Source organism: Microbacterium commune, from assembly GCF_014836945.1.
Lineage (GTDB): Bacteria > Actinomycetota > Actinomycetes > Actinomycetales > Microbacteriaceae > Microbacterium > Microbacterium commune.
Window position 1 is genome coordinate 513,192 of sequence record NZ_JACSPX010000003.1, and the last position, 26,079, is coordinate 539,270.

Consider the following 26,079-nt stretch of genomic DNA (forward strand, 5'->3'; position numbering starts at 1 on the left):
GGGTGCCGCCTGTGCGGGTGCCTCCTGTGCGGGAGCCTCCTGTGCCGGAGCCTCCTGTGCGGCTGCGGGGGCGCCCGAGCCGATCCGGGCCAGAACAGCGCCCACCTCGACGGTCTCGTCCTCACCGGCCAGGATCTCCTGCAGCGTTCCGGCGACCGGCGACGGGATCTCGGTGTCGACCTTGTCGGTGGAGATCTCCAGCAGTGCCTCATCGACGGCGACGTCGTCGCCGACCTGCTTCAGCCAGCGGGTGACCGTGCCCTCGGTGACGCTCTCGCCGAGTTCAGGCAGCACCACGTCGGTGGCGTCGCCCGACGCCGCGGGGGCGGGCGCATCGCTCTGCGCCGACTCCTGAGCCGCCTCGACCTCGTTCTCCGCCGGGGATGCCGGCGACTGCGCCTGCTCTGCGGGCGCCTGCTGCTGCTCGGCCTGTGCCTCGGCGGCCGGGGCGTCGTCGCTCGACGCCGCGCCGCTGCCGTCGCCGATGCGCGCAAGCAGCGCGCCGACCTCGACGGTCTCATCCTCTGCGACGAGGATCTCCTCGATCACACCGCTGACGGGGGACGGGATCTCGGTGTCGACCTTGTCGGTCGAGATCTCCAGCAGGCCTTCATCAGCCTGCACGGTGTCGCCGACCTGCTTCAGCCAGCGAGTGACCGTGCCCTCGGTGACGCTCTCCCCGAGTGCGGGAAGGACCACGGCTGTGCTCATGTCGAGTCTCCTTCGGAAAATTGTGATGCCCCAAGCTTAGTGACCTGGGAGTCTATGGATATTTGTGCGTTCCTACAGGGCGTGCAGCGGTTTTCCGGCGAGTGCGAGGAAAGCCTCGCCGAGTGCCTCACTCTGCGTGGGGTGCGCGTGGATGAGCGGCGCGATGTCTTCCGGGTGCGCCTCCCAGGCCACGGCGAGCTGGCCTTCGGTGATGAGCTCGCCGACGCGGTCGCCGATCAGGTGCACACCGAGGACGGGGCCGTCCTTGCGGCGGACGACCTTCACCATGCCGCCGGTGCCGATGATCTCGCTCTTGCCGTTGCCGGCGAGGTTGTACTCGTACGACACGACCCCGTCAGCGCCATGCGCCGCCACGGCCGCCTCCTCGGTGATGCCGACCGACGCGACCTCGGGGCTGCTGTACGTCACCCGGGGAATCTGGGAGTCCGGGGGAGTGGGCACATCCATCCCCGCGATCCGCTCGGCCACGGCGATCCCCTGCTGGAAGCTGCGGTGCGCGAGCTGCAGACCCGGCACGATGTCGCCGACTGCCCAGATGCCGGGAACGGCGGTGCGCAGCTGATCGTCGACGGTCACGAATCCTCGTTCGAGGCCGACGCCGGCCTCCTCGAAGCCGAGCCCGTCGGTCACAGGTCCGCGACCCACCGCGACGAGGAGGTAGTCGGCGCTGAAGCGGGTCCCGTCCTCGAGAGTGACGGTCACCTGCGCGTCGTCCTGCTCGGCGGTCGCGAAGCGCGTGCCCAGCGAGTACCGGATGCCGCGACGGCGGAACGCGCGCTCGAGTCCCTTGCTCATCGCGATGTCCTCGTTCGGGACGAGGTGCGGCAGCGCCTCGATGATCGTGACCTCTGCTCCGAACGACTTCCACACGCTGGCGAACTCGACGCCGATGACACCGCCGCCCAGGATCATCACGCTGCCGGGCACCTCGTCGAGCGCGAGCGCGTGCTCGCTGGTGAGGATGCGCCCGCCGATCTCGAGACCCGGCAGGGAGCGGCTGTACGAGCCGGTGGCCAGGACGACGTCGGCGCCCACGTAGCGGTCGTCGCCGACGACGACCGAGCGATCGGCATCCAGACGGCCCTCGCCGTGCACCGTCGTGATGCCGCGCGCCTTGACGAGTCCTTCGAGGCCCTTGAACTTCTTGGCGACGATGCCCTCGCGGTACGAGCGGACCCCCGCCGCGTCGACCGCCTCGAAGGTGGCCGTCACTCCGACGGAAGCCGCGGACCGCACGTGGTCGGCGACCTCTGCCGCGTGCAGCAGCGCCTTGGTGGGTATGCACCCGCGATGCAGGCAGGTGCCGCCGACCTTGTCCTTCTCGATGAGCGCGACCTTCTTGCCGAGCTCGCTGGCCCGCAGCGCAGCGGCGTAGCCGCCGCTGCCGCCGCCGAGGATCACGACGTCGAACTCGTGCGTGGCCATCAGGACTCCTTTGCCGATGCCCGCGCGAAGGCGATGAGGGAGCGCACCGCGGCGCCGGTCGGGCCCTTCTCCGTGTGCCCGTACGGTGCGCCCTTGTGCTCGCCCGAACCCGCGATGTCGAGATGCACCCAGGGGATGCGCGGTGCATCCTCGGCATCCGAGGTGCGGCCGATGAAGCGACGCAGGAAGAGTCCGGCGAAGAGCGACCCGCCGGAGCGGTCGCCCATGTTCGCGTTCACCATGTCGGCGATCTGCGAGTCGAGGCTCTCCTCCATGAATTCGGGAAGCGGCAGCGGCCAGGCGTCCTCTCCGACCGATTCGGCTGCGGCGAGATATTCGGCGACGGCGTCGTCGTCGCCCATCACGCCGGTGTGGCGCATGCCCAGCGCGACGATGATCGCGCCGGTGAGCGTCGCGACGTCGATGATGACGTCGGGGTTCTCCCTGCTGGCGGCGACGAGTCCGTCGGCCATGACCAGGCGACCCTCGGCGTCGGTGTTCATCACCTCGACGGTCTGGCCGTCGAGCATCCGAAGCACATCGCCGGGACGCGTCGCGCGGCCCGACGGCATGTTGTCGGCGATGCACAGGAAGGCGGTGACGCGCACCGGAAGGCCGAGGGCCGCGATCGCGCGGATCGCCGCGAGCGAGGTGGCAGCCCCCGCCATGTCGAACTTCATCCCGACCATGCTGGCGGCCGGCTTGAGCGACAGACCACCGGTGTCGAACGTGATGCCCTTGCCGACCAGGGCGATGTGGCGGCCGGCCTCGGCGGGGGAGTACGACAGTCGCACGAGTCGCGGCGGGCGGTCGGATCCGCGTCCGACGCCGAGGATGCCGCCGTAGCCCTGCTCCTCGAGCTGCTTCTCATCGAGCACCTCGATCTCGATGGGCAGCTCGGCGACGGCCTTGGCGGCCTCATCGGCGAGCTGGGCAGGACTCTGCCATTCCGCGGGCACCGAGACGAGATCCTTGACCAGGGCGACGGCCTCGGCCACCGCGCGGGCGTGCTCGAGCGCACCCCCACCGATCGATGCGGCGTGCAGCACGATCGTCTCGGCGCGAGACGGCTTCTTCTCGGAGCGGTAGTCGTCGAAGCGGTAGCCGCCGAGCAGCGCGCCCTCCGCCGCGGCGTCGGCGTGCTGATCGAGGTCGCCGGCGAACCCGATCGACACCGTGGCGAAGCCCGTCAGCGAGCGCACCGCGGTCGCGACGGCGTCGCGCACGGCTGCGGCATCCGGCTGCTTCCCGACGCTGACGACGGCGAGGGGCAGCGACGTCACCGTCGGCAGGTGCACGCGCGCATAGGCGGAAGCGGTTCCCTTGTATCCGATGCCTGCCAGAGTGTCGGCAAGACCCTCGTACCCGCTCAGCGCGTCGGCGGCGGAGGAGGGATCGGGGATGACGAGCACTGCGGCGTCTGCGGTGCCTCCGGGGAACGGATCGGTCGTGTGGGTGATCACGGGAAGCGTCATGACTCCATCCTATGGACGGGCACTCCTGCGGAGCCGAGGCGCTGCAGCCGTGTTCGCTGTGAGCATGCACCGCGCCGCCCGGGCCGGGGATGCGACTCGTAGCATGGAGTCATGCCGTCACCTGCTGACCTCTTCGAGTCGGTTCCCGGGGCTCCGGACGTGCCTGCCGGGCTGCCCCTGGTCATCCTGCTCACCGGCTTCACCGATGCCGGCAGCGCCGTCGCGGGGCTGATCGAGCACCTGAACGCGACGACCGACCCGGCGCCGGTCGCCGTGTTCGACAACGACGTGCTGCTGGACTACCGCGCGCGGCGGCCGATCATGCTCTTCGATCAGGACCACCTGACCGAGTACCGCCCGGCGCGGCTCGAGCTCTCGCTCGCGCACGACGCGCTCGGTCAGGCGTTCCTGCTGCTCTCCGGGTACGAGCCCGATTTCGCCTGGAACGCCTTCGCGCGCGCCGTCGTCGACTTCGTGGAGGCTCTGCAGGTCTCGACGGTCACCTGGGTGCACTCGATCGCCATGCCCGTCCCGCACACTCGCCCGCTGGGCGTCACGGTCAGCGGCAACCGCCGCGACCTCACGGCCGTGCATTCGGTCTGGCGTCCCCGCACCCAGGTGCCGGCGACCGCGGCGCACCTGCTCGAGTTCCGGCTGGTCGAGGACGACGTGCGCGTGGCAGGGTTCGTCCTCCTCGTGCCGCACTACCTCGCCGACACCGAGTACCCCGACACGATCGCCGCAGCGGCGGACAAGCTGATGGCGGGCACGGGTCTGGTCCTGAGGATGGATGCCGTGCACGAGCGCAGCGCGGAGTTCCAGGCGCGCGTCGCCGAGCAGGTGCAGGGCAGCGAGGAGCTCGTGCAGATGCTGCACGGCCTCGAGCAGCGCTACGACGCGTACATGGCCGGCCGGGACGAGACCGGCGACGAGGGCGGCTTCGACGAGCGCGACCTGCCCAGCGCCGACGAGCTCGCCGCCGAGCTCGAGCGGTATCTGGCCTCGCGACGCCCCGGAGACGACGACAAGCAGCGCTGAGCCGAGGCGGATTCCGCGAATCGGAGAAAGCCGGCGGTGTCGTGTGTGATAATGGATACTCGACCCGTTGTCAACAGATTCCTCGCGGATGGACTTGACAAGGGTCTTACTAGTGTCCGAAACGGCTCGGAGCGCGCGCACCGCTCCGTGAAAGGCGAAACGTGACTCCTGCCACGAGCAAGAACTCCCGGACGACGACGAAGACTGCTGCCGACCCCGACGCCGTCGAGGCCGAGGTGATGGGCGCCGCCGAGGCGGCGCCCGAGAAGGTGACGAAGGGCGCTGCTGCCAAGAAGGCCCCCGCTGCCAAGAAGGCCCCCGCTGCCAAGGCCCCCGCCAAGAAGGCTCCCGCCCGTCGCACGGCGAAGAAGAAGGACGACGAGGCTCCGGTCGACGACGAGGCCGTCGAGACCGATGACGTCGACGATGAGGAGGGCGACAAGAAGCCCGCCTTCACCGAGCCGCTGCCCACCGGCGCCATAGTCCTGACCTCGAAGGACGAGGACGATGTCCCCGTCTACTCCACGCAGATCACCGGCGCGACCGCCGACCCCGTCAAGGACTACCTGAAGCAGATCGGAAAGGTCGCACTGCTGAACGCGGCCGAAGAGGTCGAGCTCGCGATGCGCATCGAGGCGGGCCTGTTCGCCGAGGAGAAGCTGTCGACGATGTCGGCGGCCGAGAAGTCCAGCCAGCTCGGGCTCGACCTGCAGTGGGTCGCGCGCGACGGTCAGCGCGCGAAGAGCCACCTGCTCGGCGCCAACCTGCGCCTCGTCGTCTCGCTCGCGAAGCGCTACACCGGTCGCGGCATGCAGTTCCTGGATCTCATCCAGGAGGGCAACCTCGGTCTGATCCGCGCGGTCGAGAAGTTCGACTACACCAAGGGCTTCAAGTTCTCGACCTACGCGACGTGGTGGATCCGTCAGGCGATCACCCGCGCCATGGCCGACCAGGCCCGCACCATCCGCATTCCGGTGCACATGGTCGAGGTCATCAACAAGCTCGCCCGCGTGCAGCGTCAGATGCTGCAGGACCTGGGCCGCGAGCCCACGCCCGAGGAGCTGTCGCGCGAGCTGGACATGACTCCGGAGAAGGTCGTGGAGGTGCAGAAGTACGGCCGCGAGCCGATCTCGCTGCACACCCCGCTCGGCGAGGACGGCGACAGCGAGTTCGGTGACCTCATCGAGGACACCGAGGCGGTCGTCCCTGCGGACGCCGTCGGGTTCACCATGCTGCAGCGTCAGCTCGAGCAGCTGCTCGACTCGCTGTCCGAGCGCGAGGCCGGCGTGATCCGGATGCGCTTCGGCCTCGGTGACGGTCAGCCCAAGACCCTCGACCAGATCGGCGACACCTTCGGCGTGACGCGTGAGCGCATCCGTCAGATCGAGTCGAAGACGATGGCCAAGCTGCGTCACCCGAGCCGGTCGCAGTCGCTGCGGGACTACCTCGAATGATGCAGGCGACACCCCAGGCGCGTTCGGCCGGCCTGCGGTACGTCTTCCCCGTGCTGGCGGGCAAGCTCGCGCGCTTCGCGACCCGTCTGCGCGGGGGAGGGTCTGCCTTCCCCGGCTACCTCACCAACCGTCTCGCCCCGACGCTGCTGCCGACGCTCGCCGACCAGTTCCGCTACGGCGTGGTCTTCGTGCTCGGGTCCAACGGCAAGACGACGACGACGCACATGATCAGCGAAGTGCTGCGCGCGCACGGTCTGCGGGTGTTCACCAACCCGACCGGTGCCAACCTGCCGCAGGGGGTCACCAGCGCCCTGCTCGCCGACGCGACGCTGACCGGTCGCATCCGCGCAGACGTCGCCGTGCTCGAGATCGACGAGGGCTTCGCCGCTGACCTCGCCGACCGCCTGTCGCCGTCGGTGATCCTCTCGCTGAACGTGCAGGTCGACCAGCTGTACCGGTTCTACGAGACCGAACGGGTGGCCGACATGATGCTCGAGGCGTCGAAGCGCGCCTCGGCGCACGTCGTGGTGAACCGCGACGATCCGTACCTGTCGAAGATCGACGTCGACGCGATGCGCGCCCCCGTGACGTTCTTCGGGGTGGCGTCCGACATCGTGGCATCCTCCGCGCACGGCCTCGCCAACGCCGTCGACACCCGCAGCGGCACGGCCGGCATCATCGACCGGGAGGCGTTCGCGGAGGTCCGCGAGGTGTCCGGTCGAGACGTGGTCGTGAGGGTGGGGGAGGCGGATGCCCGCATCACCCTTCCCGCGAGGGGGCTGCACTACGCCGCGGACGCCGCGGCCGCCCTGGCGGTCGCATCCGGAGTGCTGGGCGCCGAGTTCGACACGCAGCGCGCGGCCACCGGCTTCGCGAGCATGGCACCGGCCTACGGCCGTGGCGAGGTCATCCCGCTGCGTCGCGACCCCGCCGGCGAGCAGGTCGAGTTCGTGATGTTCAAGAACGCTCCGAGCATCCAGATGAACCTCGACGCACTGGAGGGCACACCCGAGCGTGCCCTGATCGCGATCGACGAGGGGACTCCTGACGTCTCGTGGCTGTACGACGTCGACTTCGCGCCGCTGCCGCGCGTGGACGTGGTCACCGGCGACAAGGCCCATCAGCTGGCTCTCGCCCTGGCGTACGCGGGTGTGGAGATCGGCACCGTCGAGCCCGACATGGAGAAGGCGGTCGCGATCATGCGCTCGTTCCCCGAGACCACGACCGGCAAGCAGACCTGGTTCGTCAACTACGAGCTCATGATGATCGGTCGCCGCATCCTCGGGTACGGCGACCAGGAGGTGGCGCGCCGATGACGCAGATCAGCATCGTCCAGCTGTATCCCGCCGAGCTCGGCATCACCGGAGACCGCGGCAACGTCCGCACGCTCGAGGAGCGCCTCCGCGCGCGGGGCGTCGCATCGACCACGGCGCACGTCGGAGTCGGCGAGCCTCTGCCGGAGGACGTCGACATCGTCGTGATCGGCAACGGTCCGCTCTCGGCTCTGCGCGGTGTGCACGCCGATTTCGTCGCCCGTGCGCAGCAGTTGCGCTCCTTCATCGCCGACGACCGCACGCTGTTCGCGATCGGCGGGTCGGCCGAGCTGCTCGGTGAGCGCATCGATCTCACCGACGGCGACAGCGTCGACGGCGTGGGCGTCATGCCGTACCGGGTGTCGCGCACGCGCGACCGTCGGGTCGGATACATCACCGTGCGCACGCCGGACGCCGCCGTCGTCGGCTTCGAGGACCACGCCTCCGAGTGGACGCTGACCGACGAGTCCGCCGCGTACGGCACCGTCGTCGCCGGTCGCGGCAGCTACTCCCGCGGTGACGCCCGCGGCGAGTTCGTGCGCCACCGCAACGCGGTCGTCGGCAACGTGCAGGGGCCCGTCCTGCCGCTCAACCCGGCGCTGGCCGACGTTCTCGTCAGCGCAGCCGCCGCCCGCCGCGGCCTGGATCTTCCGGATGCCACGCCGAGCCCGTTCGATGAGTACGCGAAGGGCGCGCGCGATGCGATCGAGCGCTTCGTGCACGACAAGGGCTTCAAGACCATCCAGCTCTGAGAGCCGGAGATCCGCATGACTGCCAGCAGCGCGCTGCCCAGGGTGCTCCTCTCCCGAGGAGCACTCGAACGCGCGTCGCGCGCGCTCGTCGCGCCCGGAGCGATCGTCGACCTCCGGCACGACGGGTTCGGTCACGGCGCAGCCGAGGTCGCCGGGGTCCTCGCGGATGCCGGGATCACAGATGTGATCGTCGACCCCGAGCACGTCGCCGTCGTGTCGTCCCGTCCCGGACTGCGCGTGCACACCGCGGGTGCGGCCGACGTCGAGCCCGCCGCGCTGTTCGGGATTCCGGATGCCGACGGGTCTCGGACGTCGGAGCCGGTGATGAGCCTGCAGGGGCACGTGCTCTCCACTAAGCCGCTGCGCGCCGGGGAGGCCGTCTCGTACGGCTACACCCATCGCGCCGTCGACGACACGCGCATCGCGCTGGTCACCGGCGGCTATGCCCAGGGCATCCCGCGCGTGCTCGGAAACCGGGTCCGGGTGCAGATCGGCGAGCGGATGCTCCCCGTGGTCGGACGCATCGCGATGGACGTGTGCGTGGTCGATCTGGAGGGCGGCGATGCTGAAGACGGCACGCCCGTCGTGTACTTCGGCGGTGTCGGCGGCGCCCGCGATGCGCTCGCGCACTGGGCATCGGTGAGCGGACTCACGGCGCTGGAGATGGCCGTGGTCATCGGACGACACGGACAGGGGGAGTGGGTCGCATGAGCGGACCTCTGCTCGAGATCTCGCGCGGCGCATTCCGCCGCAACATCGCCGCGGTGCAGCGACGCCTGTCTCCGTCGGAGCTGCTGCTGGTGATGAAGGACGACGCGTATGGTCTCGGCGTCGACTGGTCGGTCGCCGAGGCGACGGCCGCCGGGGTGACCTGGTTCGGCGGATACGACATCCCCACCGCGCTGCGCATCCGCGCGCTCACCGATCAGCGGGTGTACGCGTGGGCGACGTCAGCGCGGTCCGAGGTCGCCACGGCGATCACGGCGGACATCGACCTCGGCGTGGGATCGGCGGCCTATCTCGACGCCGTCATCGGCGAGGCCGAGGCCGCGGGCGCGCGTGTGCGCGTGCATCTGAAGATCGACACCGGCCTGCACCGCAACGGCTTCCGCCCCGAGGAGTGGCAGGATGCCGTCGCCACCGCCATGGCCGCGCAGCGCCGCGGCAGCGTGGTGGTGTCGGGCGTGTGGAGCCACCTCGCCGAGGCGAGCGATGCGGACGATGACACCGCCCAGCGGGTGTTCCTGGACGCGGTCGCGCATCTCGTCGAGGCCGGCGGCGAACCCGAGGTGCTGCACCTGACAGCGTCCGCCGCCGCGTGGTGGCGGCCCGAGCTGCGCGGCTCGCTGAGTCGCGTCGGGGCGTTCTGCTACGGCATCCGCTCCGCCGACGGTCCGCCCCTCGAGGGTCTCCGACTCGTCGCGCGGCTCAGCGCGCCCGTCGAGCAGATCGATGGCGGCGTCGTCCGTGTCGGCATCGGAGCATTCCACGGTCTGCCGTCGATCCTGCGCGGCGCGCAGATCGCCACACCGGGCGGGCTGCGCCGCATCGTCGACATCGGCGGCACGACCATGACGGTCGAGCCGTGGGGCGGTGTGGCCTCAGGTCAGCGCGTGGTGCTCTTCGGGCCGGGCGAGGCGGGTGAGCATGATGCGACCGCACTCGCCGAGCATGTGGGCACGGTCGGCGAGGAGATCATCACCAGGCTCACTCCGGCGGTGCGTCGACTCGTGGTCGACTGATTGCTTCACGCCTCGATGAGGCGGGCGGTCTCGTCGTGCCACGAGGTGGCGACGGCGCGCAGCTTCTCCTCGTATTTGCGTCCGTGGTGTGCGCAGAACAGCATCTCGGTGCCGTTGACCTCGGCGGCGATGTACGCCTGCGCCCCGCAGGAGTCGCAGCGGTCCATCGCGGTGAGGCGGTACTCGGCAGTCTCGCGCTCAGTCGTGGCGTTCATCTCGGTGCCTCCTCAGCGGTTCGGATCCTTTGAGATCGTGCTCAATACAACCACGCGCCGCCTGTATGCATGCCCGGATCCGGGCGTGTTTCGCTGTGCGCGTACGCCGCACGCCCTGGCTTGCCGTGCGGGAGTGTCGCGGCGTCGGCCCCTGTCGCCGCGGAAATAGAATCGATGATTGTGACTTCCGAGTACTCCGCCCACCACCTCCAGGTTCTCGAGGGCCTCGAGGCGGTGCGCAAGCGTCCCGGCATGTACATCGGCTCGAACGGGTCGCCGGGCCTCATGCACTGCCTGTGGGAGATCATCGACAACTCGGTCGACGAGGCCGTCGACGGCAACGGCTCGAAAATCGCGATCACCCTGCATGCCGACGGCAGCGTCGAGGTCGCCGACCGCGGTCGTGGCGTTCCCGTCGATGTCGAGCCGCGCACCGGGCTCACCGGCGTCGAGGTCGTCTACACCAAGCTGCACGCCGGCGGGAAGTTCGGTGGCGGCTCGTACGCCGCCTCCGGTGGTCTGCACGGCGTGGGGGCCTCGGTGGTCAATGCGCTCTCGGAGCGTCTCGACGTCGAGGTGGACCGCGCAGGCAAGACCTACGCGATGTCGTTCCACCGCGGTGAGCCGGGCATCTTCGCCGATGACGGCGAGCCGCGCCCCGACGCTCCGTTCACCCCGTTCGAGCAGCAGAGCGAGCTGCGTGTGATCGGCAAGGTCGCCAAGGGCGTCACCGGCACCAGGGTGCGCTACTGGGCCGACCGGCAGATCTTCACGAAGGACGCCGCGTTCCAGCTCTCCGAGCTCGAGACGCGCGCGCGTCAGACCGCGTTCCTCGTTCCCGGCCTCGAGCTCGAGATCCGCGACGAGCGCCCGCTTCATGCCCCGTCACCCGACGCGGACGCGCCCGCCGGCCCTCGGGTGACGTCGTACCGGTACGAGGGCGGCATCTCGGAGTTCGTCGAGTTCCTGGCATCCGATGCTCCGGTGACCGACACCTGGCGCATCCAGGGCAGCGGACGCTTCACCGAGACGGTGCCCGTGCTGCAGGCCGACGGGCACATGAAGGCCACCGAGGTCGAGCGCGAATGCGAGGTGGATCTCGCCCTGCGATGGGGCACCGGGTACGAGACCACGGTCCGCTCGTTCGTGAACATCATCGCCACGCCCAAGGGCGGCACGCACCAGCAGGGCTTCGAGCAGGAGCTGCTGAAGACGCTGCGCGCCCAGGTCGAGCAGAACGCCCGGCGCCTCAAGGTCGGAAACGACAAGCTCGAGAAGGACGACGTGCTCGCCGGCCTCACGGCCGTGCTCACCGTCACCGTGCCCGAACCGCAGTTCGAGGGGCAGACGAAGGAGGTGCTCGGCACTCCCGCCGTGCGCACGATCGTCGCGCAGGTGGTGCGCAAGCAGCTCGCCGAGCGCTTCGCCTCGACCAAGCGGGACGACCGCAACCAGGCGTCGATGCTGCTGGACAAGATCGTCTCCGAGATGAAGGCCCGCGTCTCGGCGCGAGCGCACAAGGAGACCCAGCGGCGCAAGACCGCGCTCGAGTCGTCGTCGCTGCCGGCGAAGCTCGTGGACTGCCGGTCGAAGGACTTCGAGCAGAGCGAGCTGTTCATCGTCGAGGGCGATTCCGCGCTCGGCACGGCACGTCACGCACGCAACAGCGAGTTCCAGGCGCTGCTGCCGATCCGCGGCAAGATCCTCAACGTGCAGAAGGCATCGGTCAGCGACATGCTCGGCAACGCCGAGTGCGCGGCGATCATCACGACGATCGGCGCCGGCTCCGGCCGCTCGTTCGACCTCAGTGCCGCTCGTTACGGCAAGGTCATCCTGATGAGCGACGCCGACGTCGACGGTGCGCACATCCGCACCCTCCTGCTCACCCTCTTCTTCCGCTACATGCGTCCGCTCGTCGAGGCGGGCCGCGTCTACTCCGCGGTCCCGCCCCTGCACAGGGTGATCGTCATGAACCCCGGCTCCAAGCCGAACGAGACGATCTACACCTACTCCGAGGCCGAGCTGCACGCTCTGCTCGCCAAGCTGCAGAAGGCCGGCAAGCGCTGGCAGGACCCCATCCAGCGCTACAAGGGTCTGGGCGAGATGGATGCCGACCAGCTGGCCAACACGACCATGGAGAAGTCCGGCCGTCTGCTGCGGCGCGTGACGATCGAGGACGCGGAGTCGGCGGACGCCGCCGTGCGCACCTTCGAGCTGCTGATGGGCAGCGAAGTGGCGCCGCGCCGCGAGTTCATCATGAGCTCGAGCGACAGGCTCAGCCGCGAGGCGATCGACGCCTGAGACCGCCGGATCCGGGCGCGTCGAGGCCGCCGCGTCGGGTGCCTCGTCCGGGGGTCAGCCGATCGCGGTGCCGACCGACCCGATCACGGCATCCAGGGGCTGCCCCGATCCGTCGCGCTTCGCACCGGATTCGGGCAGCACGCGGGCCGCGCCGTCGGTCCCGACCGCGCGCGGATCCACGCCCACCCAGGCGAGGCGAAGTCCGTCCTCGCCCTTGAGTAGCGCGTGCGCCCGCACACCTCCGGTCGCGCGGCCCTTCGCCGGGAACTCGGCGAACGCCGAGACCTTGGCTCGACCGGCGTCCGCGCCGGCGAGGGTGCCCTCCGAGCCCGAGACGGTCACCACCACGGCATCATCCGCAGACGAGACCACCGTGAACGAGATGACCTGGCTCTTCGCGCCGAGCTTCATGCCGGCCATTCCCGCTGCGGGCGCACCCTGGGGCCGCACGTTCGATGCCGAGAAGTGCAGCAGCTGGGCGTCCGAGGTGACGAACACGAGCTCGGCGTCATCGGGGGCGGGAGCTGCGCCGACGACGACGTCCTTCGGCTTCAGCCCGATGATCTCCAGCTCGGGTCGCACCGCGAGAGCGGAGGGCACGATGCGCTTGACTACGCCGTCTCTGGTGCCCACCGCGAGCGGCGTGTCGTCGTCGAAGCGGATGAGCGCGACGACCCGCTCGCTGCGATCGCTCAGCCCGAGGTAGTCGGAGATGCGCACGCCCGCACCGAGCCCGACCGAGGAGGCGGGCACCGCGGGGATGTCGACGGGCGTGAATCGCACCACGCGTCCCGCGGTCGTGACGGCGCCGATCTCGCTGCGCGTGGTCGTCTCCAGACGAGCCTGGATCGCATCGTGCTTGCTGCGACGCGGAGGCGTGGTGATCACCGCGCCCGGTTCGAGGTCGACGCGCACGGCGCGACCCGTCGTCGACAGCAGCAGCGTCGTCGGGGCGTCCGCGATCTGCAGCTCCGCAGCGGACTTCGCCGAACGCGCCTTGGGCGGCGCGGCGTTGAGCAGCAGGGTTCGCCGGTGCGTGCCGAACTGGTCGGCCACCGCATCCAGCTCCTGCGCGACCTGAGCGCGCACCCGGGCGGGATCGGCCAGCAGCGTCTCGAGTTCGGCGATCTCGGCGAGCAGCTTGTCGCGCTCTGCCTCGAGCTCCAGACGCGAGAACTTCGTCAGGCGGCGCAGGCGGAGCTCGAGGATGTACTCGGCCTGCACCTCGTCGAGCTCGAACACCTGCTGCAGTCGCGAGCGGGCGGTCTCGGAGTCGTCCGAGGTGCGGATGACCTGGATGACCTCGTCGATATCGAGGATGGCCACCAGCAGGCCGCGCACCAGGTGCAGGCGCTCGTTGCGCCGTGCCAGGCGGAAGCGACTGCGCCGGGTGACGACCTCGACGCGGTGCTGCAGGTACACCCGCAGCAGCTCTTTGAGGCCGAGCGTGCGCGGCTGTCCGTCGACGAGGGCGACGTTGTTGATCGAGAACGACTCCTCGAGCGGGGTGAAGCGGAACAGCTGCTCGAGCACCGCGGCCGGGTCGAAACCCGTCTTGACGGTGATGACCAGCCGCAGACCGTTCTTCCGGTCGGTCAGATCCTGCACGTCGCTGATGCCCTGGAGCTTCTTCGCGGTGACCGCATCCTTGAGCTTCTCGATGACCCGCTCCGGCCCCACCTGGTAGGGCAGCTCGGTGATGACGATGCCTGTCCTGCGCGGGCCGAGCGGCTCGATGGAGGTCTTGGCCCGCAGCCGGAAGGCCCCCCGACCCGACTCGTACGCGTCCCTGACCCCGTCGAGACCCATCAGGATCCCCCCGGAGGGGAAGTCGGGCCCGGGTACGAACTCCATCAGCTCGGCCGTGGTGGCCTCGGGGTTCTCGAGCAGGTGGGTCGCGGCGGCGACGACCTCGATGAGGTTGTGCGGGGCCATGTTCGTCGCCATGCCGACGGCGATGCCGCTGGCGCCGTTGACGAGCAGGTTGGGGAAGGCGGCGGAGAGCACGGCGGGCTGCTGGAACTGGCCGTCGTAGTTGGGTACGAAATCGACGACGTCCTCGTCGAGGCTCTCGGTCATCGCCAGAGCGGATGCCGCCAGGCGCGCCTCGGTGTACCGGGATGCCGCCGGTCCGTCATCGAGCGAGCCGAAGTTGCCGTGTCCGTCGACCAGCGGCACGCGCAGTGCGAAGTCCTGCGCCAGGCGCACGAGAGCGTCGTAGATGGCGGAGTCGCCGTGCGGGTGCAGCTTTCCCATCACCTCGCCGACGACGCGGGCGCTCTTGACGTGCCCGCGGTCGGGGCGCAGCCCCATCTCGGCCATCTGGTAGAGGATGCGCCGCTGGACGGGCTTCAGACCGTCGCGCGCGTCGGGCAGCGCACGGGAGTAGATCACCGAGTAGGCGTACTCGAGGAACGAGCCCTGCATCTCCTGCGACAGGTCGATGTCCTGGATGCGCTCCTGAACGGGCTCGGATGACGAGGGCTTTGGCATGGACTTCCTGCTGGTCGCTCGGTGCGGACTCGCGACGGCGCTCGGGCGCGGTGCGTCGGGCCACCTGTGCGAGACTGACCCGGATGCCTCTCATCCTACCGACCAGCCTCGATTCGACGCGGAACATCAGCGGGGTGGCGCCGCAGCTCCTCGCCGCGCTGCGGGGCGGATCCGCGGACCTTCCCCTGGCGCGGTCGGTCGTGCTGGTGGTCGTGGACGGACTGGGGGCGCCGGCGCTGCGCGCGCACGCCGGGCACGCGCGCACGCTGTCGTCGGCCATGGCGAAGAAGGACGTCGCGGGATCGGTGTTCCCGACCACGACCGCGGCCGCGCTGACCAGTCTGCTCACCGGGGCCGTCCCCGGGGCGCATGGCCTGGTGGGCTACAGCGTGCGGGATCCCGAGTCCGATGCGCTGGTGAACCTGCTCAGCGGATGGGAGGCCGGAGGCATCGATCCGCTGGAGTGGCAGAGCGCCCCGACCGTCTTCGAGCAGGCCGCAGAGAGCGGACATCCAGTTTTCGCCCTGGGCATCCCGGCCTACGCCGGCAGCGGGTTCTCCGGGGCGACGCTGCGCGGAGCCGAGTTCCGTTCGGCCCCGGGCGCGGCCGAGCGCGTGCAGCTCGCGTGGGAGCTCGCCGACGCCCACGACGGCGCCATCGTGTACTGCTACCTGCCCGAGGTGGACAAAGCAGGGCACCGGCACGGCGTCGACTCGGCCGAGTGGGTCGCCGCTCTGGAGGATGTCGACGCCGCGCTCTCGCGGACGGTTCCCGACGGGGTGGGGGTGCTGGTCACGGCGGATCACGGGATGATCGATGTGCCGCAGCACCGTCACCTGATCCTGGATGCCGCAGGTGGCTGGCACGACGGCATCCGGCACATCGGCGGCGAACCGCGGATGCTGCACGTCTACACCGAGCCCGACGTCGACCAGACGGCGCTGCTGTCGCGCTGGCGGCGGGATCTGGAGGGCGCGGCGGACGTCGTCAGCCGCGCCGAGGCGATCGAGGCGGGCCTGTTCGGGCCTGTCGCCTCGGATGCCGTGCGCCGACGCATCGGCGACATGCTGGTGATCGCCCGCGGCACCGTCGCTCTCTACGACGGTGAGGCCGACGACCAGCGTGCCCGCGGCATGGTGGGCCAGCACGGCGCGCTCACGCCCGAGGAGTGGCGGGTGCCCTTCATCAGGCTGGGTGCCTTCCGGCGCTGACGGACCAGCCCGCGCTCACTCGTCCGTGCGCGCTCCGAACACGATCTCGTCCCAGGAGGGCATCGCATTGCGCCGCTTCCGGCGACCGCTCGGCTGCTCGGCTGCAGCCTCCGGCGCAGGCTTCGTCGCAGTCGGCGTCGTCTCGGCCGACCTGGTCTCCGCAGGCGCCTCGGCAGGCTCGTCGAGCGGGTCGAACAGCGCCAGCGGGGATGCGTCCTCGTCGGCCTCGTCGAACAGCGGTGCGCTCTCGCGCTGGCCCCGTCGGCGGCGCAGCGCCTCGAGCAGGTCGGCGGTCTCCGAACTCGTGCGGTGCTCGTCGGGGGCGCGCCGGGCGGCGGCATCGTGAGCTGCTGCACTGGAGTGCTCCGCGACGGGGATCTCCTCGGCCTCCTCGGGCGGCGGAAGAAGACGGGGTCCGAACGCCCCGGAGTCGAAACGGCTGTCGTCCTTGTACGGCGACACGCGCTCCGCATCGACCGCGCGGAGGCGTGGGATGAGCCCCTCGGGAAGCGACCCCTGCCGGGAGAGCTGTGTGGCGTCGGCGTTGACGGGCGACAGGGTACTGCGGCGCGGGTCGAAGGCCCAGCGCGCGTCGTGTGCGACGTCGTTCGCCGTGAACTCGAGCTTGACCGTCCAGCCCGTGTCGTCCTTCCAGCTCGCCCAGCGCTCGTCCGACGCAGCCAGGTATGCCAGCTTGGCGCGCACCGCGGAGCCGAAGGTGGGCTGCGCGTCGGGCTCCACCTCGCTGCCGATCAGCACCGGCACCGCGAGAGCCTGGTTGACGATGTGCTCGCGCTCGGCGAGGACGGGTCCCTCGAAGCGCGCCACATCGGACTCGCTGACGCCGAGCAGCGCAGCGACCTCTGCCGCCGTCAGACCCGCGCGGATCTGCGCCTGGATGTCCCGCGGGCTCGCGGCCAGACGCGCCGGCGCGGGTTCGGACTCGCGGGTCGCGCGACGCACCTCGCGGTGCAGGACGTCGTCGATGGGCAGCGCGAAGCGCTGCCCGGACTCGGTCGCGAGGACGAGGACTCCCGCTTCCGTTCCGATGATGGTGACGTTTTCCATGCCAATGCCCCTCTGATGGGTGTGCGTTCATGGTGTCACGCGCACCCTGATCGCGTGCGGAATACCGTGGGCGTGCCGCGAGTTTCCCCGATCGGGCCGCATGGCATTTGCTTATTGGTGCGCAGTCGTGCAAACTATGGCCCGCCGATCACCCGAAATCGGATCCCCCCACCCTCGAACACTCGCACCACGGAAGTGGAGAATCACCGCATGGCAACCGATTACGACGCCCCTCGCAAGAGCGAAGACGACTCCGAGTCGATCGAAGCCCTCAAGGAGCGCGTGCCGAGCACCCAGTCCGGCGCCGGCGATGTCGAGGACTCGGACAACCCCACCGGGTTCGAGCTCCCTGGCGCCGACCTCTCCGACATGGAGCTCGATGTCGTCGTGCTGCCCGCGCAGCAGGACGAGTTCACCTGCATGAGCTGCTTCCTCGTGAAGCACCGCTCGCAGCTCGACCACGACGGCGCGGACGGCCCGATCTGCAAGGAATGCGCCGCCTGATCACCGACCCGCACGCGCCCCCGGCCCGATGGCCTGGGGCGCGTTCTGCGTTCCGGCCCGTCAGCGGCGCACTGCACGCGCCGAGCTGATCGCCGCCGCGAGACGGTCCGGGGTGCGCGACGAGATCGTCCAGCTGCTCACCGGGTCGTCCGGGTCGGTGACGGGCACGACGACGACGCCGTCGATGCCGCCGCGGAGCAGGTTCCAGCCGTCCCTGGCGATCTGATGGGAGCGTCGGGCCCTGGCCTCCTCGCCGGAGAACTCGCGGGGCTCACCCAGCCACACGGCGTCGATGTGCGCGCGCCCCGCGTGCAGCACGCCGTCGACCACGCGGACGGTGGGGGAGAGCACGATGCTCAGGGTCACCAGCACGAGCGAGACGATCGCTCCGACCGCCAGCGCGAGGCTCGGGTCGAGCGGCGTCAGCACGAGCGACACCATCGGGCCGGCCAGGGCGATGGTGACCAGGAGCCAGAGGCCGGGGGCCAGTCGCTCGCGATAGGTCTCGCGCGTGTCGGGGTGGGGGTTCTGCATTAGCCTCATGGGGTGACTCATTCCGTTGCCGTCCCCATTATCGCGGCGAACGTCCCGTTCTACGCGCACCCCGGAGATGCCGGGGCCGATCTGGTGTCGACCGAGGCCGTCCGGCTCGAGCCCGGCGAGCGGGCGCTGATCGGAACGGGCGTGCGCATCGCGCTGCCGGAGGGGTACGCCGCCTTCGTCGTGCCGCGCAGCGGTCTCGCCGCCAAGCACGGCATCACGGTGGTCAACTCGCCCGGCACCGTGGATGCGGGCTACCGCGGCGAGATCAGGGTCAGCCTGCTGAACACCGACAGCCGGGAAGCGTACGATGTGGCGGTCGGCGACCGCATCGCGCAGCTCATCGTGATGCCCGTCGTCCAAGCGCGGTTCGAACCCGTCGACGAACTGCCCGAGAGCGTCCGCGGTGACGGCGGATTCGGGTCGACCGGCTATACCCAGGGAAAGAGCGAATGACTGAAGAGATCGAACCCACGCTGAAGTCCGCCCCGGCCGACCGGGCGACCGCCGGCCCGTTCGACGACAGCGAGGCGAACCCCGTGCGCCCGTACATCGACCTCGGCGGCATCAAGGTGCTGCCCCGAGAGGGACTGAATCTCCGCCTCGAGGTCGAGGAGCAGAGCAAGCGGATCGTCGCGGTCGGCCTCGACTACGCCGGCTCGTCGCTGCAGGTGCAGCCCTTCGCCGCGCCGCGCTCGCGAGGGCTGTGGGATGAGACCCGCGTGCAGCTGCGCGATCAGATCCGCACGCAGGGTGGACGGGTCGAGGAACGTGAGGGCACGCTCGGCAAGGAGCTGCTGGCCGAGGTACCCGCCACGGCTGCGGAGGGGTCCGGCATGCGGCTGGCGAGGTTCGTCGGCGTCGACGGCCCGCGATGGTTCCTGCGCGGAGTCATCGGCGGCGATGCCGCGTCCGATCCGGCAGCGGCCGAGCAGGTGGAGGACCTGTTCCGGTCGATCGTCGTGGTGCGAGGCGCGACGCCGATGCCCCCTCGCGACCTGATCCCGCTGAAGATGCCGTCCACGCCGGGATCGGCGTGACACCCGCCGACGACCGGCGCGACGAGGCGAGCTCCCGGCATCCCGCGGCTGAGCCGATCGGCTCGGCGGAGCCCTCGGCTGCCGAGCCGTCGGCTGCGGAGGTGATCGGCACCGCCCTCGGCGGTGCGGCGCGCCGGGCCGGCCTGAGCTCGGAGACCGACGAGAGCGCGCAGCGCATCGTGTGGCGTGCGATGGGCGGCTGGCGCGGGATCATCGAGTCTGTCCTTCCCAGCCTGGCCTTCGTCGTCCTGTTCACCCTGCAGCCGGAGCCCCTGCTGCTGTCGCTCGGCGTGTCGGTCGGCATCGCGTGTGTGCTCACGATCATCCGGATCGCGCAGAAGTCGCCTCCCGCTGCGGCGTTCGGCGGCCTGGTGGCCGTGGCCGCGGCGGCAGGCCTGGCGCTGTGGACGGGGCGCGGCGCCGACAACTTCGTCCCCGGTCTGATCACGAACGCGCTCTACGGCACGGTGATGGTCGTCGCGGCCCTCGCCGGCTGGTCGATCATCGGACTCGCCGTCGGGTTCCTGATGGGAGAGGGCACCGCGTGGCGGGGGGACCGTCGCAAGCGGCGCGCCTTCTTCTGGCTGGGACTGGCCTGGGGTGCGCTGTTCCTGCTGCGACTGTCCGTGCAGCTGCCGCTGTACCTGACCGACCAGGTGACCCTGCTCGGCACCCTCAAGCTGGTGATGGGGCTGCCGCTGTTCGCGCCGATGGTCGCCGTCACCTGGCTCGTCGTCCGCGCGCTCTACCGACGCGCCGACTGACGGCGGACCGGCGTCCGTTCTGGTAGATTTATCTTGACGTCAAGATAAATTGCTCGTTCCGTCGAGCGGCCGCACGACGCACACTGGTAAGGCCAACCTTGCTAGCCGTGCCGCTCACTCGGCGAGCAAGATGGAAGCGCCTGTCGCTCCCATCCGATCAGAAGGAGACGGATTCGTGTCCACGGTGAACAGCTTCGGTGCCAAGAGCACCCTGACAGTCGGCAGCACCGACTACGAGATCTTCCGCATCGACACGGTCGCGGGTCACGAGAGGCTCCCCTTCGCTCTGAAGGTGCTTCTCGAGAACCAGCTGCGCACCGAGGACGGCGCGAACGTCACGAAGGCGCAGATCGAGGCGCTCGGTTCGTGGGACCCCACCGCGGAGCCCGACACCGAGATCCAGTTCACGCCGGCGCGCGTGGTCATGCAGGACTTCACCGGCGTGCCCTGCATCGTCGACCTCGCCACCATGCGCGAGGCCGTCACCGCGCTCGGCGGTGACCCGAATCGCATCAACCCGCTCTCTCCCGCCGAGATGGTCATCGACCACTCCGTCATCGCCGACCTGTTCGGGCGCCCGGACGCGATCGAGCGCAACGTCGAGATCGAGTACCAGCGCAACGGCGAGCGCTACCAGTTCCTGCGCTGGGGTCAGACCGCGTTCGACGACTTCAAGGTCGTGCCCCCGGGCACCGGCATCGTGCACCAGGTGAACATCGAGCACCTGGCCAAGGTCATCTACGACCGCACCGTCGACGGCGTGCTGCGCGCATACCCCGACACCTGCGTCGGCACCGACTCGCACACTACGATGGTCAACGGTCTGGGCGTGCTCGGCTGGGGCGTCGGCGGCATCGAGGCCGAGGCGGCGATGCTCGGTCAGCCGGTGTCGATGCTCATCCCGCGCGTGGTGGGCTTCAAGCTCACCGGCGAGATCCCCGCCGGCGTGACCGCGACCGACGTGGTGCTCACGATCACCGACATGCTCCGCCAGCACGGCGTGGTCGGTAAGTTCGTCGAGTTCTACGGCGCCGGTGTGGCCTCCGTCCCGCTCGCGAACCGCGCGACCATCGGCAACATGTCGCCCGAGTTCGGTTCGACCGCGGCGATGTTCCCGATCGATGACGTGACGCTCGACTACCTGCGCCTCACCGGCCGTGACGAGCACGCCGTCGAGCTCGTCGAGCAGTACGCCAAGGTGCAGGGCCTGTGGCACGACGCCGACAAGGAGCCCACGTACTCGGAGTACATGGAGCTCGACCTGTCAACGGTCGTCCCCTCGATCGCCGGTCCCAAGCGCCCGCAGGACCGCATCCTGCTGGCCGAGGCGAAGCAGCAGTTCGAGAAGGACATCCTGAACTACACCTCGGCGAACGAGGCCTCGGTCGAGGTCGAGGGCACGTTCCCGGCATCCGATCCCGGCAACGCGCCCGGCGTCGAGCGTGAGCACGTGTCGGAGGAGGGCGTGTCGTACCAGCACGAGGACGAGCACCAGCACTCCATGCTCGCCTCGAGCGGCGGGCACGGCGCATCCAACCCGGTCAAGGTGACGACTCCCGACGGGCAGAAGTACATCCTCGACAACGGCGCCGTCACCCTCGCCGCCATCACGTCGTGCACCAACACGTCGAACCCGTCGGTGATGATCGCCGCCGGTCTTCTCGCCCGCAAGGCGCGCGAGAGGGGCCTGAAGCAGAAGCCGTGGGTGAAGACCACTCTCGGCCCCGGCTCGAAGGTCGTCACCGACTACTACGAGAAGTCCGGCCTCGACAAGGACCTCGAGGGTCTCGGCTTCTACACCGTCGGCTACGGCTGCACGATCTGCATCGGAAACTCCGGCCCGCTGATCGAAGAGGTGTCCGAGGCGATCAACGAGCACGACCTCGCCGTCACGGCAGTGCTCTCGGGCAACCGCAACTTCGAGGGGCGCATCAGCCCCGACGTGAAGATGAACTACCTGGCCAGCCCGCCGCTGGTCGTCGCGTACGCCCTCGCCGGCTCGATGCACTTCGACTTCGAGACCGATGCTCTGGGCCAGGACGCAGACGGCAACGACGTGTTCCTCAAGGACATCTGGCCGGCCACCGAAGAGGTGCAGGAGATCATCGACAGCTCGATCTCGCGCGACCAGTTCATCAAGCAGTACGCCACCGTCTTCGACGGCGACGAGCGCTGGAAGAACCTGCCGACGCCGACCGGGCCGATCTTCGAATGGGACGAGGCGTCGACCTACGTGCGCAAGGCGCCCTACTTCGACGGCATGGAGCTGACCCCCGCTCCGGTCACCGACATCAGCGGCGCTCGCGTGCTGGCGACGCTGGGCGACTCGGTCACCACCGACCACATCTCGCCCGCCGGAAACATCAAGGCCGGCACGCCGGCCGCGCAGTACCTCACCGAGCACGGTGTCGAGCAGCGCGACTTCAACTCCTACGGCTCGCGCCGCGGAAACCACGAGGTGATGATCCGCGGCACGTTCGCGAACATCCGCCTGAAGAACGCGCTCGTCAAGGCCGTCAACGACGGTCAGCAGATCGAGGGCGGCTTCACCCGCGACTTCACGCAGGAGGGTGGCCCGCAGGCGTACATCTACGACGCATCGCAGAACTACCAGGACCAGGGCATCCCGCTGGTGATCTTCGGCGGCAAGGAGTACGGATCGGGCTCGTCGCGCGACTGGGCGGCCAAGGGCACCAACCTGCTCGGCGTGAAGGCGGTCATCACCGAGAGCTTCGAGCGCATCCACCGCTCCAACCTCATCGGCATGGGCGTCGTCCCGCTGCAGTTCCCCGCCGGGGAGAGCTGGGAGTCGCTCGGGCTCGACGGCACCGAGGTCATCTCGATCGAGGGTCTGACGGCTCTCAACGAGGGAACCACGCCGAAGACGGTCAAGGTCACGGCCACCCCGAGCGAGTTCTCCGCCGAGGGTCGCGAGCCGATCACCTTCGACGCGGTCGTCCGCATCGACACACCCGGTGAGGCCGACTACTACCGCAACGGCGGAATCCTGCAGTACGTGCTGCGTTCGCTGGTCTGACCCGCGTCGCGCAGGGGCCCGGATGCTTCGGCATCCGGGCCCCTGCCGCATCCCGAGGTAGAATATTCGGATGCGCACGCCTTCCCCGGCGGGCGATCCACGTCGCGGAAGGACGTCCATGCCGATCCTGCCGAGCATCACCGGCCCCCGAGATCTCGATCGACTCTCCAGCGGGGAACTGGTCGAGCTGGCGGCTGAGATCCGTGCATTCCTCGTGGAGAACGTCGCTCGCACCGGCGGGCACCTCGGCCCGAACCTCGGCGTCGTCGAGCTCACGATCGCGCTGCACCGCGTGTTCTCGTCTCCCGACGACCCGATCATCTTCGACACCGGCCACCAGTCGTACGTGCACAAGCTGCTCACCGGTCGCCAGGACTTCTCCGAGCTGCGCTCCCGCGGCGGGCTCGCCGGATACCCGCAGCGATCCGAGAGCGTGCACGACGTCGTCGAGTCGTCGCACGCGTCGAGCTCGCTGAGCTGGGCCGACGGCATCTCGCGTGCGCTCACCGCGACAGGACGCGCCGATCGGCACGTCGTGGCGGTCGTCGGCGACGGCGCCCTCACGGGGGGGATGACGTGGGAGGCGCTGAACAACATCAGTGACGACAACGAGCGCAACCTCGTGATCGTCGTCAACGACAACGGCCGTTCCTACGCGCCGACCATCGGCGGCATGTCGCGCTATCTCAACCGCGTGCGCACCGCGGGCATGTACCGCGAGATGCACCGCAAGTCCGACCGGCTGTTCCGCGCGTTCGGCCCGCTCGGCCGCGCGGTGTTCCGCGGCGTGCGCGGCGGCACCCACGGCTTCCTCTCGCGGTTCGCGAACAACGTGGCGCTGTATTCCAACCTCGACATCAAGTACCTGGGGCCGGTCGACGGCCACGACGTCGAGGCGCTCATCGAGACGCTGCGCTACGCCAAGGACTACGGCGCACCCGTGATCGTGCACGCCATCACCGAGAAGGGGCGCGGCTACCAGCCCGCCCTCGACGACGTGGCCGACCAGTTCCATGCGGTCGGGCGCATCGATCCGAAGACCGGCGGAGCCCTGTCGTCGTCGTCCGGCACCTCGTGGACCTCGGTGTTCTCCGACGCGCTCGTCGAGATCGGCAGCCGCGACGACAAGGTCATCGCGATGACCGCCGCGATGCTGCGTCCGACCGGCCTGGCCGCCTTCGCCGAGCGCTTCCCCGATCGGGTGTACGACGTCGGCATCGCCGAGCAGCACGCCGTGGCATCCGCCGCGGGACTCGCGTTCGGCGGCCTGCACCCCGTCGTGGCCATCTACGCGACGTTCATGAATCGCGCCTTCGACCAGGTGCTGATGGATGTCGCCCTGCATCGCGCCGGGGTGACGTTCGTGCTCGACCGCGCCGGCGTGACCGGGCCGGACGGGCCGAGTCACAACGGCGTCTGGGATCTCGCGATGCTGCAGATGGTGCCCGGCATCCGGATCGCCGCGCCGCGCGACGCCGTGCGTCTGAGCGAGTGCCTCGCCGAAGCCGTCGCGATCGACGACGCGGCGACGGTGATCCGCTATCCCAAGGGCGATGTGCCCGACCCGATCACCGCGATCGAGCGTCTCGCCGACGGCACCGACGTGCTCGCCCGCGGCGATGAGGAGGACGTGCTGATCGTCGCGATCGGCGCGTTCGCCGAGGTGGCCGTCGACATCGCCGCGCGTCTGAGCGCGCGCGGCATCGGGGCGACGGTGATCGATCCGAGGTGGGCGGTGCCCGTGCAGTCGTCGGTCGTCTCCCTGGCGGCACGGCATCGTCTGGTGATCACGTTGGAAGACGGCATCCGCGTCGGCGGCATCGGCACGCGGGTGCGCCAGGTGCTGCGCGAGGCGGGGATCGACACCGGGGTGGACGAGCTGGGTGTGCCGGACGAGTTCCTCCAGCACGCGTCCCGCGAGCAGATCCTCGAGGACGCCGGACTCACGGTCGACAAGATCACGGCCGACATCGTGGCGCAGGTCGGCGGTACCCGGATCCCGGTCGCGAAGGCTCCCGGCCAGACCGGGGCCCTCGACCTCTCTCTCACCCAGAAGCGCTGAGCTCGCGCGGTGGGTGAACCCGTGCGCCTCGCCCTCATCGTCAACCCGCAGGCGGGCAGGGGGCACGCCGTGCGGGTGGGAGCCGCGGCCGAGCGCGCGCTGCGGGCGGCCGGGGCCGAGGTGACCCTTCTCGTGGGGGAGTCGGCCGAGCAGACCCGGTCTCTCGCCCGCCGGGCGGTGCGCGCCCAGTCCGACGGCATCGTCGTCGTCGGCGGCGACGGCACCCTCACCGGCATCGTCGACGTGCTGGCGCAGAGCGGGAAGCCGATCACACTGGTGCCTGCCGGCACAGGGAACGACCTCGCCCGGTCGCTCGGCATCCCCACCCGCGATCCGCGGACGGCCGCCCTCGCCGCGATCCACGGCCGCGCCCGCACCATCGATCTCGGCACGGTCTCGTCGCGGGGCTCGGAACGGGTCTTCCTCACCGTCGCCGCCCTCGGCTTCGACGCGAAGGTGAGCGAGCGCACGAATGCGCTGCGGCGCCCCCGCGGCCCGCTGCGCTACTACCTGGCGCTGGTGATCGAACTCGTGCGCCTGCGTCCGGTCGTGTTCCGGGTCTCGATCGACGGCGGCAGCGCTCAGGTGCGGCCGGGCACCCTGCTGGCCGTCGGCAACACCCGCAGCTACGGTGGCGGGATGCCGATCTGCCCCGGCGCCGACCCTGACGACGGTCACCTCGACGTGGTGCACGTCGCGCCCGTCAGCCGCGCGCGGCTGGTGCGCCTGTTCCCGCTGCTGCTGCGCGGGCGTCACCTGCGGCGTCCCGAGGTGCGGCACGAGCGGGCCACCTCGGTGCGGGTGTCGGCCCCCGATCTGGTCGTCTACGCCGACGGCGAGCGCGTCGGGGTGGGGGAGTGCAGCATCGGTGTGCGCCCGGCCGCCGTCACCATGATGATTCCGAGGGAGTGAG

22 protein-coding genes are annotated in these 26,079 nt (G+C 69.9%); 15 read left to right on the forward strand and 7 right to left on the reverse strand.

The genetic code is table 11. The features are described from left to right. From H9633_RS12640 to H9633_RS12650, 3 genes are all read right to left on the reverse strand, one after another. Positions 1 to 711, reverse strand: a 711-nt coding sequence (locus tag H9633_RS12640; RefSeq protein ID WP_318247279.1) for a biotin/lipoyl-containing protein, incomplete at its 3' end; no start/stop codon positions are given. 72 nt (positions 712 to 783) lie between these two features. Beyond that, positions 784 to 2,157, reverse strand: a complete 1,374-nt coding sequence (gene lpdA / locus H9633_RS12645) for a dihydrolipoyl dehydrogenase (protein WP_191713387.1) — start codon at positions 2,155 to 2,157, stop codon at positions 784 to 786. Beyond that, positions 2,157 to 3,632: a leucyl aminopeptidase gene (locus H9633_RS12650; protein ID WP_191713388.1), complete on the reverse strand. Its 1,476-nt coding sequence runs from the start codon at positions 3,630 to 3,632 to the stop codon at positions 2,157 to 2,159. Before H9633_RS12650 ends, lpdA begins: the two co-directional genes overlap by 1 nt. 111 nt (positions 3,633 to 3,743) lie before the next feature. On the opposite strand from H9633_RS12650, the gene H9633_RS12655 reads away from it, so the two are divergent. From H9633_RS12655 to H9633_RS12680, 6 genes are all read left to right on the forward strand, one after another. Beyond that, entirely contained in the window at positions 3,744 to 4,670 is a 927-nt protein-coding gene (locus tag H9633_RS12655) for a proteasome assembly chaperone family protein (protein ID WP_071640425.1), read from the forward strand. A 161-nt stretch (positions 4,671 to 4,831) separates the two neighbouring features. After that, positions 4,832 to 6,124 carry an RNA polymerase sigma factor gene (locus H9633_RS12660; RefSeq protein WP_191713389.1) on the forward strand — a complete coding sequence of 431 codons (1,293 nt, stop codon included), beginning with the start codon at positions 4,832 to 4,834 and terminating at the stop codon, positions 6,122 to 6,124. Beyond that, positions 6,121 to 7,440, forward strand: coding sequence for a MurT ligase domain-containing protein (locus H9633_RS12665; RefSeq protein WP_225211435.1), 1,320 nt, complete (start codon positions 6,121 to 6,123; stop codon positions 7,438 to 7,440). Before H9633_RS12660 ends, H9633_RS12665 begins: the two co-directional genes overlap by 4 nt. Continuing rightward, positions 7,437 to 8,189 (forward strand): type 1 glutamine amidotransferase, encoded by a 753-nt coding sequence (locus tag H9633_RS12670; protein WP_191713390.1) that lies wholly within the window; start codon positions 7,437 to 7,439, stop codon positions 8,187 to 8,189. The genes H9633_RS12665 and H9633_RS12670 overlap by 4 nt, the downstream gene beginning before the upstream one ends. Positions 8,190 to 8,204: 15 nt before the next feature. After that, positions 8,205 to 8,900 (forward strand): alanine racemase C-terminal domain-containing protein, encoded by a 696-nt coding sequence (locus tag H9633_RS12675; RefSeq protein ID WP_191713391.1) that lies wholly within the window; start codon positions 8,205 to 8,207, stop codon positions 8,898 to 8,900. Continuing rightward, on the forward strand, positions 8,897 to 9,931 hold the full coding sequence (locus H9633_RS12680) for an alanine racemase (RefSeq protein WP_191713392.1): 1,035 nt from the start codon (positions 8,897 to 8,899) through the stop codon (positions 9,929 to 9,931). Before H9633_RS12675 ends, H9633_RS12680 begins: the two co-directional genes overlap by 4 nt. A 5-nt stretch (positions 9,932 to 9,936) precedes the next feature. Here the strand turns inward: H9633_RS12680 and H9633_RS12685 are convergent, their stop codons facing one another. Further along, a complete protein-coding gene (locus H9633_RS12685; protein WP_071640416.1) occupies positions 9,937 to 10,146 on the reverse strand; it encodes a DUF7455 domain-containing protein in 210 nt (69 codons plus the stop codon). Positions 10,147 to 10,320: 174 nt separating this feature from the next. Between H9633_RS12685 and H9633_RS12690 the strand changes: the two genes are divergently transcribed. Further along, positions 10,321 to 12,447, forward strand: coding sequence for a DNA gyrase/topoisomerase IV subunit B (locus H9633_RS12690; RefSeq protein ID WP_191713393.1), 2,127 nt, complete (start codon positions 10,321 to 10,323; stop codon positions 12,445 to 12,447). A 54-nt stretch (positions 12,448 to 12,501) separates the two neighbouring features. Here H9633_RS12690 and H9633_RS12695 read toward each other — a convergent pair whose 3' ends face one another. Beyond that, the gene (locus H9633_RS12695) at positions 12,502 to 14,940 is read right to left on the reverse strand and encodes a DNA gyrase/topoisomerase IV subunit A (RefSeq protein ID WP_191713394.1); all 2,439 of its coding nucleotides are present in this window, start codon (positions 14,938 to 14,940) and stop codon (positions 12,502 to 12,504) included. 83 nt (positions 14,941 to 15,023) lie between these two features. Here H9633_RS12695 and H9633_RS12700 point away from each other — a divergent pair, with 83 nt between their 5' ends. Next, positions 15,024 to 16,151, forward strand: a complete 1,128-nt coding sequence (locus tag H9633_RS12700; RefSeq protein WP_225211436.1) for an alkaline phosphatase family protein — start codon at positions 15,024 to 15,026, stop codon at positions 16,149 to 16,151. A gap of 15 nt (positions 16,152 to 16,166) precedes the next feature. Here H9633_RS12700 and sepH read toward each other — a convergent pair whose 3' ends face one another. Then, entirely contained in the window at positions 16,167 to 17,219 is a 1,053-nt protein-coding gene (gene sepH / locus H9633_RS12705) for a septation protein SepH (RefSeq protein ID WP_191713395.1), read from the reverse strand. Between the two features lie 210 nt (positions 17,220 to 17,429). Between sepH and H9633_RS12710 the strand changes: the two genes are divergently transcribed. Further along, positions 17,430 to 17,723 carry a DUF4193 domain-containing protein gene (locus tag H9633_RS12710; RefSeq protein ID WP_071640407.1) on the forward strand — a complete coding sequence of 98 codons (294 nt, stop codon included), beginning with the start codon at positions 17,430 to 17,432 and terminating at the stop codon, positions 17,721 to 17,723. Between the two features lie 60 nt (positions 17,724 to 17,783). Here the strand turns inward: H9633_RS12710 and H9633_RS12715 are convergent, their stop codons facing one another. Next, positions 17,784 to 18,266: a DUF3093 family protein gene (locus H9633_RS12715; protein WP_071640405.1), complete on the reverse strand. Its 483-nt coding sequence runs from the start codon at positions 18,264 to 18,266 to the stop codon at positions 17,784 to 17,786. A gap of 3 nt (positions 18,267 to 18,269) precedes the next feature. On the opposite strand from H9633_RS12715, the gene dut reads away from it, so the two are divergent. The 6 genes from dut (at position 18,270) to H9633_RS12745 (ending at position 26,078) form a co-directional block, all read left to right on the forward strand. Further along, positions 18,270 to 18,719, forward strand: coding sequence for a dUTP diphosphatase (gene dut / locus H9633_RS12720; RefSeq protein WP_071640403.1), 450 nt, complete (start codon positions 18,270 to 18,272; stop codon positions 18,717 to 18,719). Next, positions 18,716 to 19,303: a DUF3710 domain-containing protein gene (locus H9633_RS12725; protein WP_071640401.1), complete on the forward strand. Its 588-nt coding sequence runs from the start codon at positions 18,716 to 18,718 to the stop codon at positions 19,301 to 19,303. The genes dut and H9633_RS12725 overlap by 4 nt, the downstream gene beginning before the upstream one ends. Next, complete coding sequence (locus H9633_RS12730) at positions 19,300 to 20,067, forward strand: DUF3159 domain-containing protein (RefSeq protein ID WP_371260966.1); 768 nt, start codon at positions 19,300 to 19,302, stop codon at positions 20,065 to 20,067. The genes H9633_RS12725 and H9633_RS12730 overlap by 4 nt, the downstream gene beginning before the upstream one ends. Before the next feature lie 130 nt (positions 20,068 to 20,197). Next, positions 20,198 to 23,104, forward strand: coding sequence for an aconitate hydratase (locus H9633_RS12735; protein WP_191713396.1), 2,907 nt, complete (start codon positions 20,198 to 20,200; stop codon positions 23,102 to 23,104). Between the two features lie 118 nt (positions 23,105 to 23,222). Next, the gene (gene dxs / locus H9633_RS12740) at positions 23,223 to 25,166 is read left to right on the forward strand and encodes a 1-deoxy-D-xylulose-5-phosphate synthase (protein WP_191713442.1); all 1,944 of its coding nucleotides are present in this window, start codon (positions 23,223 to 23,225) and stop codon (positions 25,164 to 25,166) included. Between the two features lie 9 nt (positions 25,167 to 25,175). Further along, positions 25,176 to 26,078 (forward strand): YegS/Rv2252/BmrU family lipid kinase, encoded by a 903-nt coding sequence (locus tag H9633_RS12745; protein ID WP_318247280.1) that lies wholly within the window; start codon positions 25,176 to 25,178, stop codon positions 26,076 to 26,078. Position 26,079: the final 1 nt, after the last annotated feature.

What these genes read in the sequence shown, in the direction of transcription:
- lpdA (WP_191713387.1), bottom strand. Translation starts at nt 2,157, where the DNA reads ATGGCCACGCACGAGTTCGACGTCGTGATCCTCGGCGGCGGCAGCGGC.
- H9633_RS12650 (WP_191713388.1), bottom strand. Translation starts at nt 3,632, where the DNA reads ATGACGCTTCCCGTGATCACCCACACGACCGATCCGTTCCCCGGAGGC.
- H9633_RS12655 (WP_071640425.1), top strand. Translation starts at nt 3,744, where the DNA reads ATGCCGTCACCTGCTGACCTCTTCGAGTCGGTTCCCGGGGCTCCGGAC.
- H9633_RS12665 (WP_225211435.1), top strand. Translation starts at nt 6,121, where the DNA reads ATGATGCAGGCGACACCCCAGGCGCGTTCGGCCGGCCTGCGGTACGTC.
- H9633_RS12670 (WP_191713390.1), top strand. Translation starts at nt 7,437, where the DNA reads ATGACGCAGATCAGCATCGTCCAGCTGTATCCCGCCGAGCTCGGCATC.
- H9633_RS12675 (WP_191713391.1), top strand. Translation starts at nt 8,205, where the DNA reads ATGACTGCCAGCAGCGCGCTGCCCAGGGTGCTCCTCTCCCGAGGAGCA.
- H9633_RS12680 (WP_191713392.1), top strand. Translation starts at nt 8,897, where the DNA reads ATGAGCGGACCTCTGCTCGAGATCTCGCGCGGCGCATTCCGCCGCAAC.
- H9633_RS12685 (WP_071640416.1), bottom strand. Translation starts at nt 10,146, where the DNA reads ATGAACGCCACGACTGAGCGCGAGACTGCCGAGTACCGCCTCACCGCG.
- H9633_RS12690 (WP_191713393.1), top strand. Translation starts at nt 10,321, where the DNA reads ATGATTGTGACTTCCGAGTACTCCGCCCACCACCTCCAGGTTCTCGAG.
- H9633_RS12695 (WP_191713394.1), bottom strand. Translation starts at nt 14,940, where the DNA reads ATGCCAAAGCCCTCGTCATCCGAGCCCGTTCAGGAGCGCATCCAGGAC.
- H9633_RS12700 (WP_225211436.1), top strand. Translation starts at nt 15,024, where the DNA reads ATGCCTCTCATCCTACCGACCAGCCTCGATTCGACGCGGAACATCAGC.
- sepH (WP_191713395.1), bottom strand. Translation starts at nt 17,219, where the DNA reads ATGGAAAACGTCACCATCATCGGAACGGAAGCGGGAGTCCTCGTCCTC.
- H9633_RS12710 (WP_071640407.1), top strand. Translation starts at nt 17,430, where the DNA reads ATGGCAACCGATTACGACGCCCCTCGCAAGAGCGAAGACGACTCCGAG.
- H9633_RS12715 (WP_071640405.1), bottom strand. Translation starts at nt 18,266, where the DNA reads ATGAGGCTAATGCAGAACCCCCACCCCGACACGCGCGAGACCTATCGC.
- H9633_RS12725 (WP_071640401.1), top strand. Translation starts at nt 18,716, where the DNA reads ATGACTGAAGAGATCGAACCCACGCTGAAGTCCGCCCCGGCCGACCGG.
- H9633_RS12735 (WP_191713396.1), top strand. Translation starts at nt 20,198, where the DNA reads ATGGAAGCGCCTGTCGCTCCCATCCGATCAGAAGGAGACGGATTCGTG.
- dxs (WP_191713442.1), top strand. Translation starts at nt 23,223, where the DNA reads ATGCCGATCCTGCCGAGCATCACCGGCCCCCGAGATCTCGATCGACTC.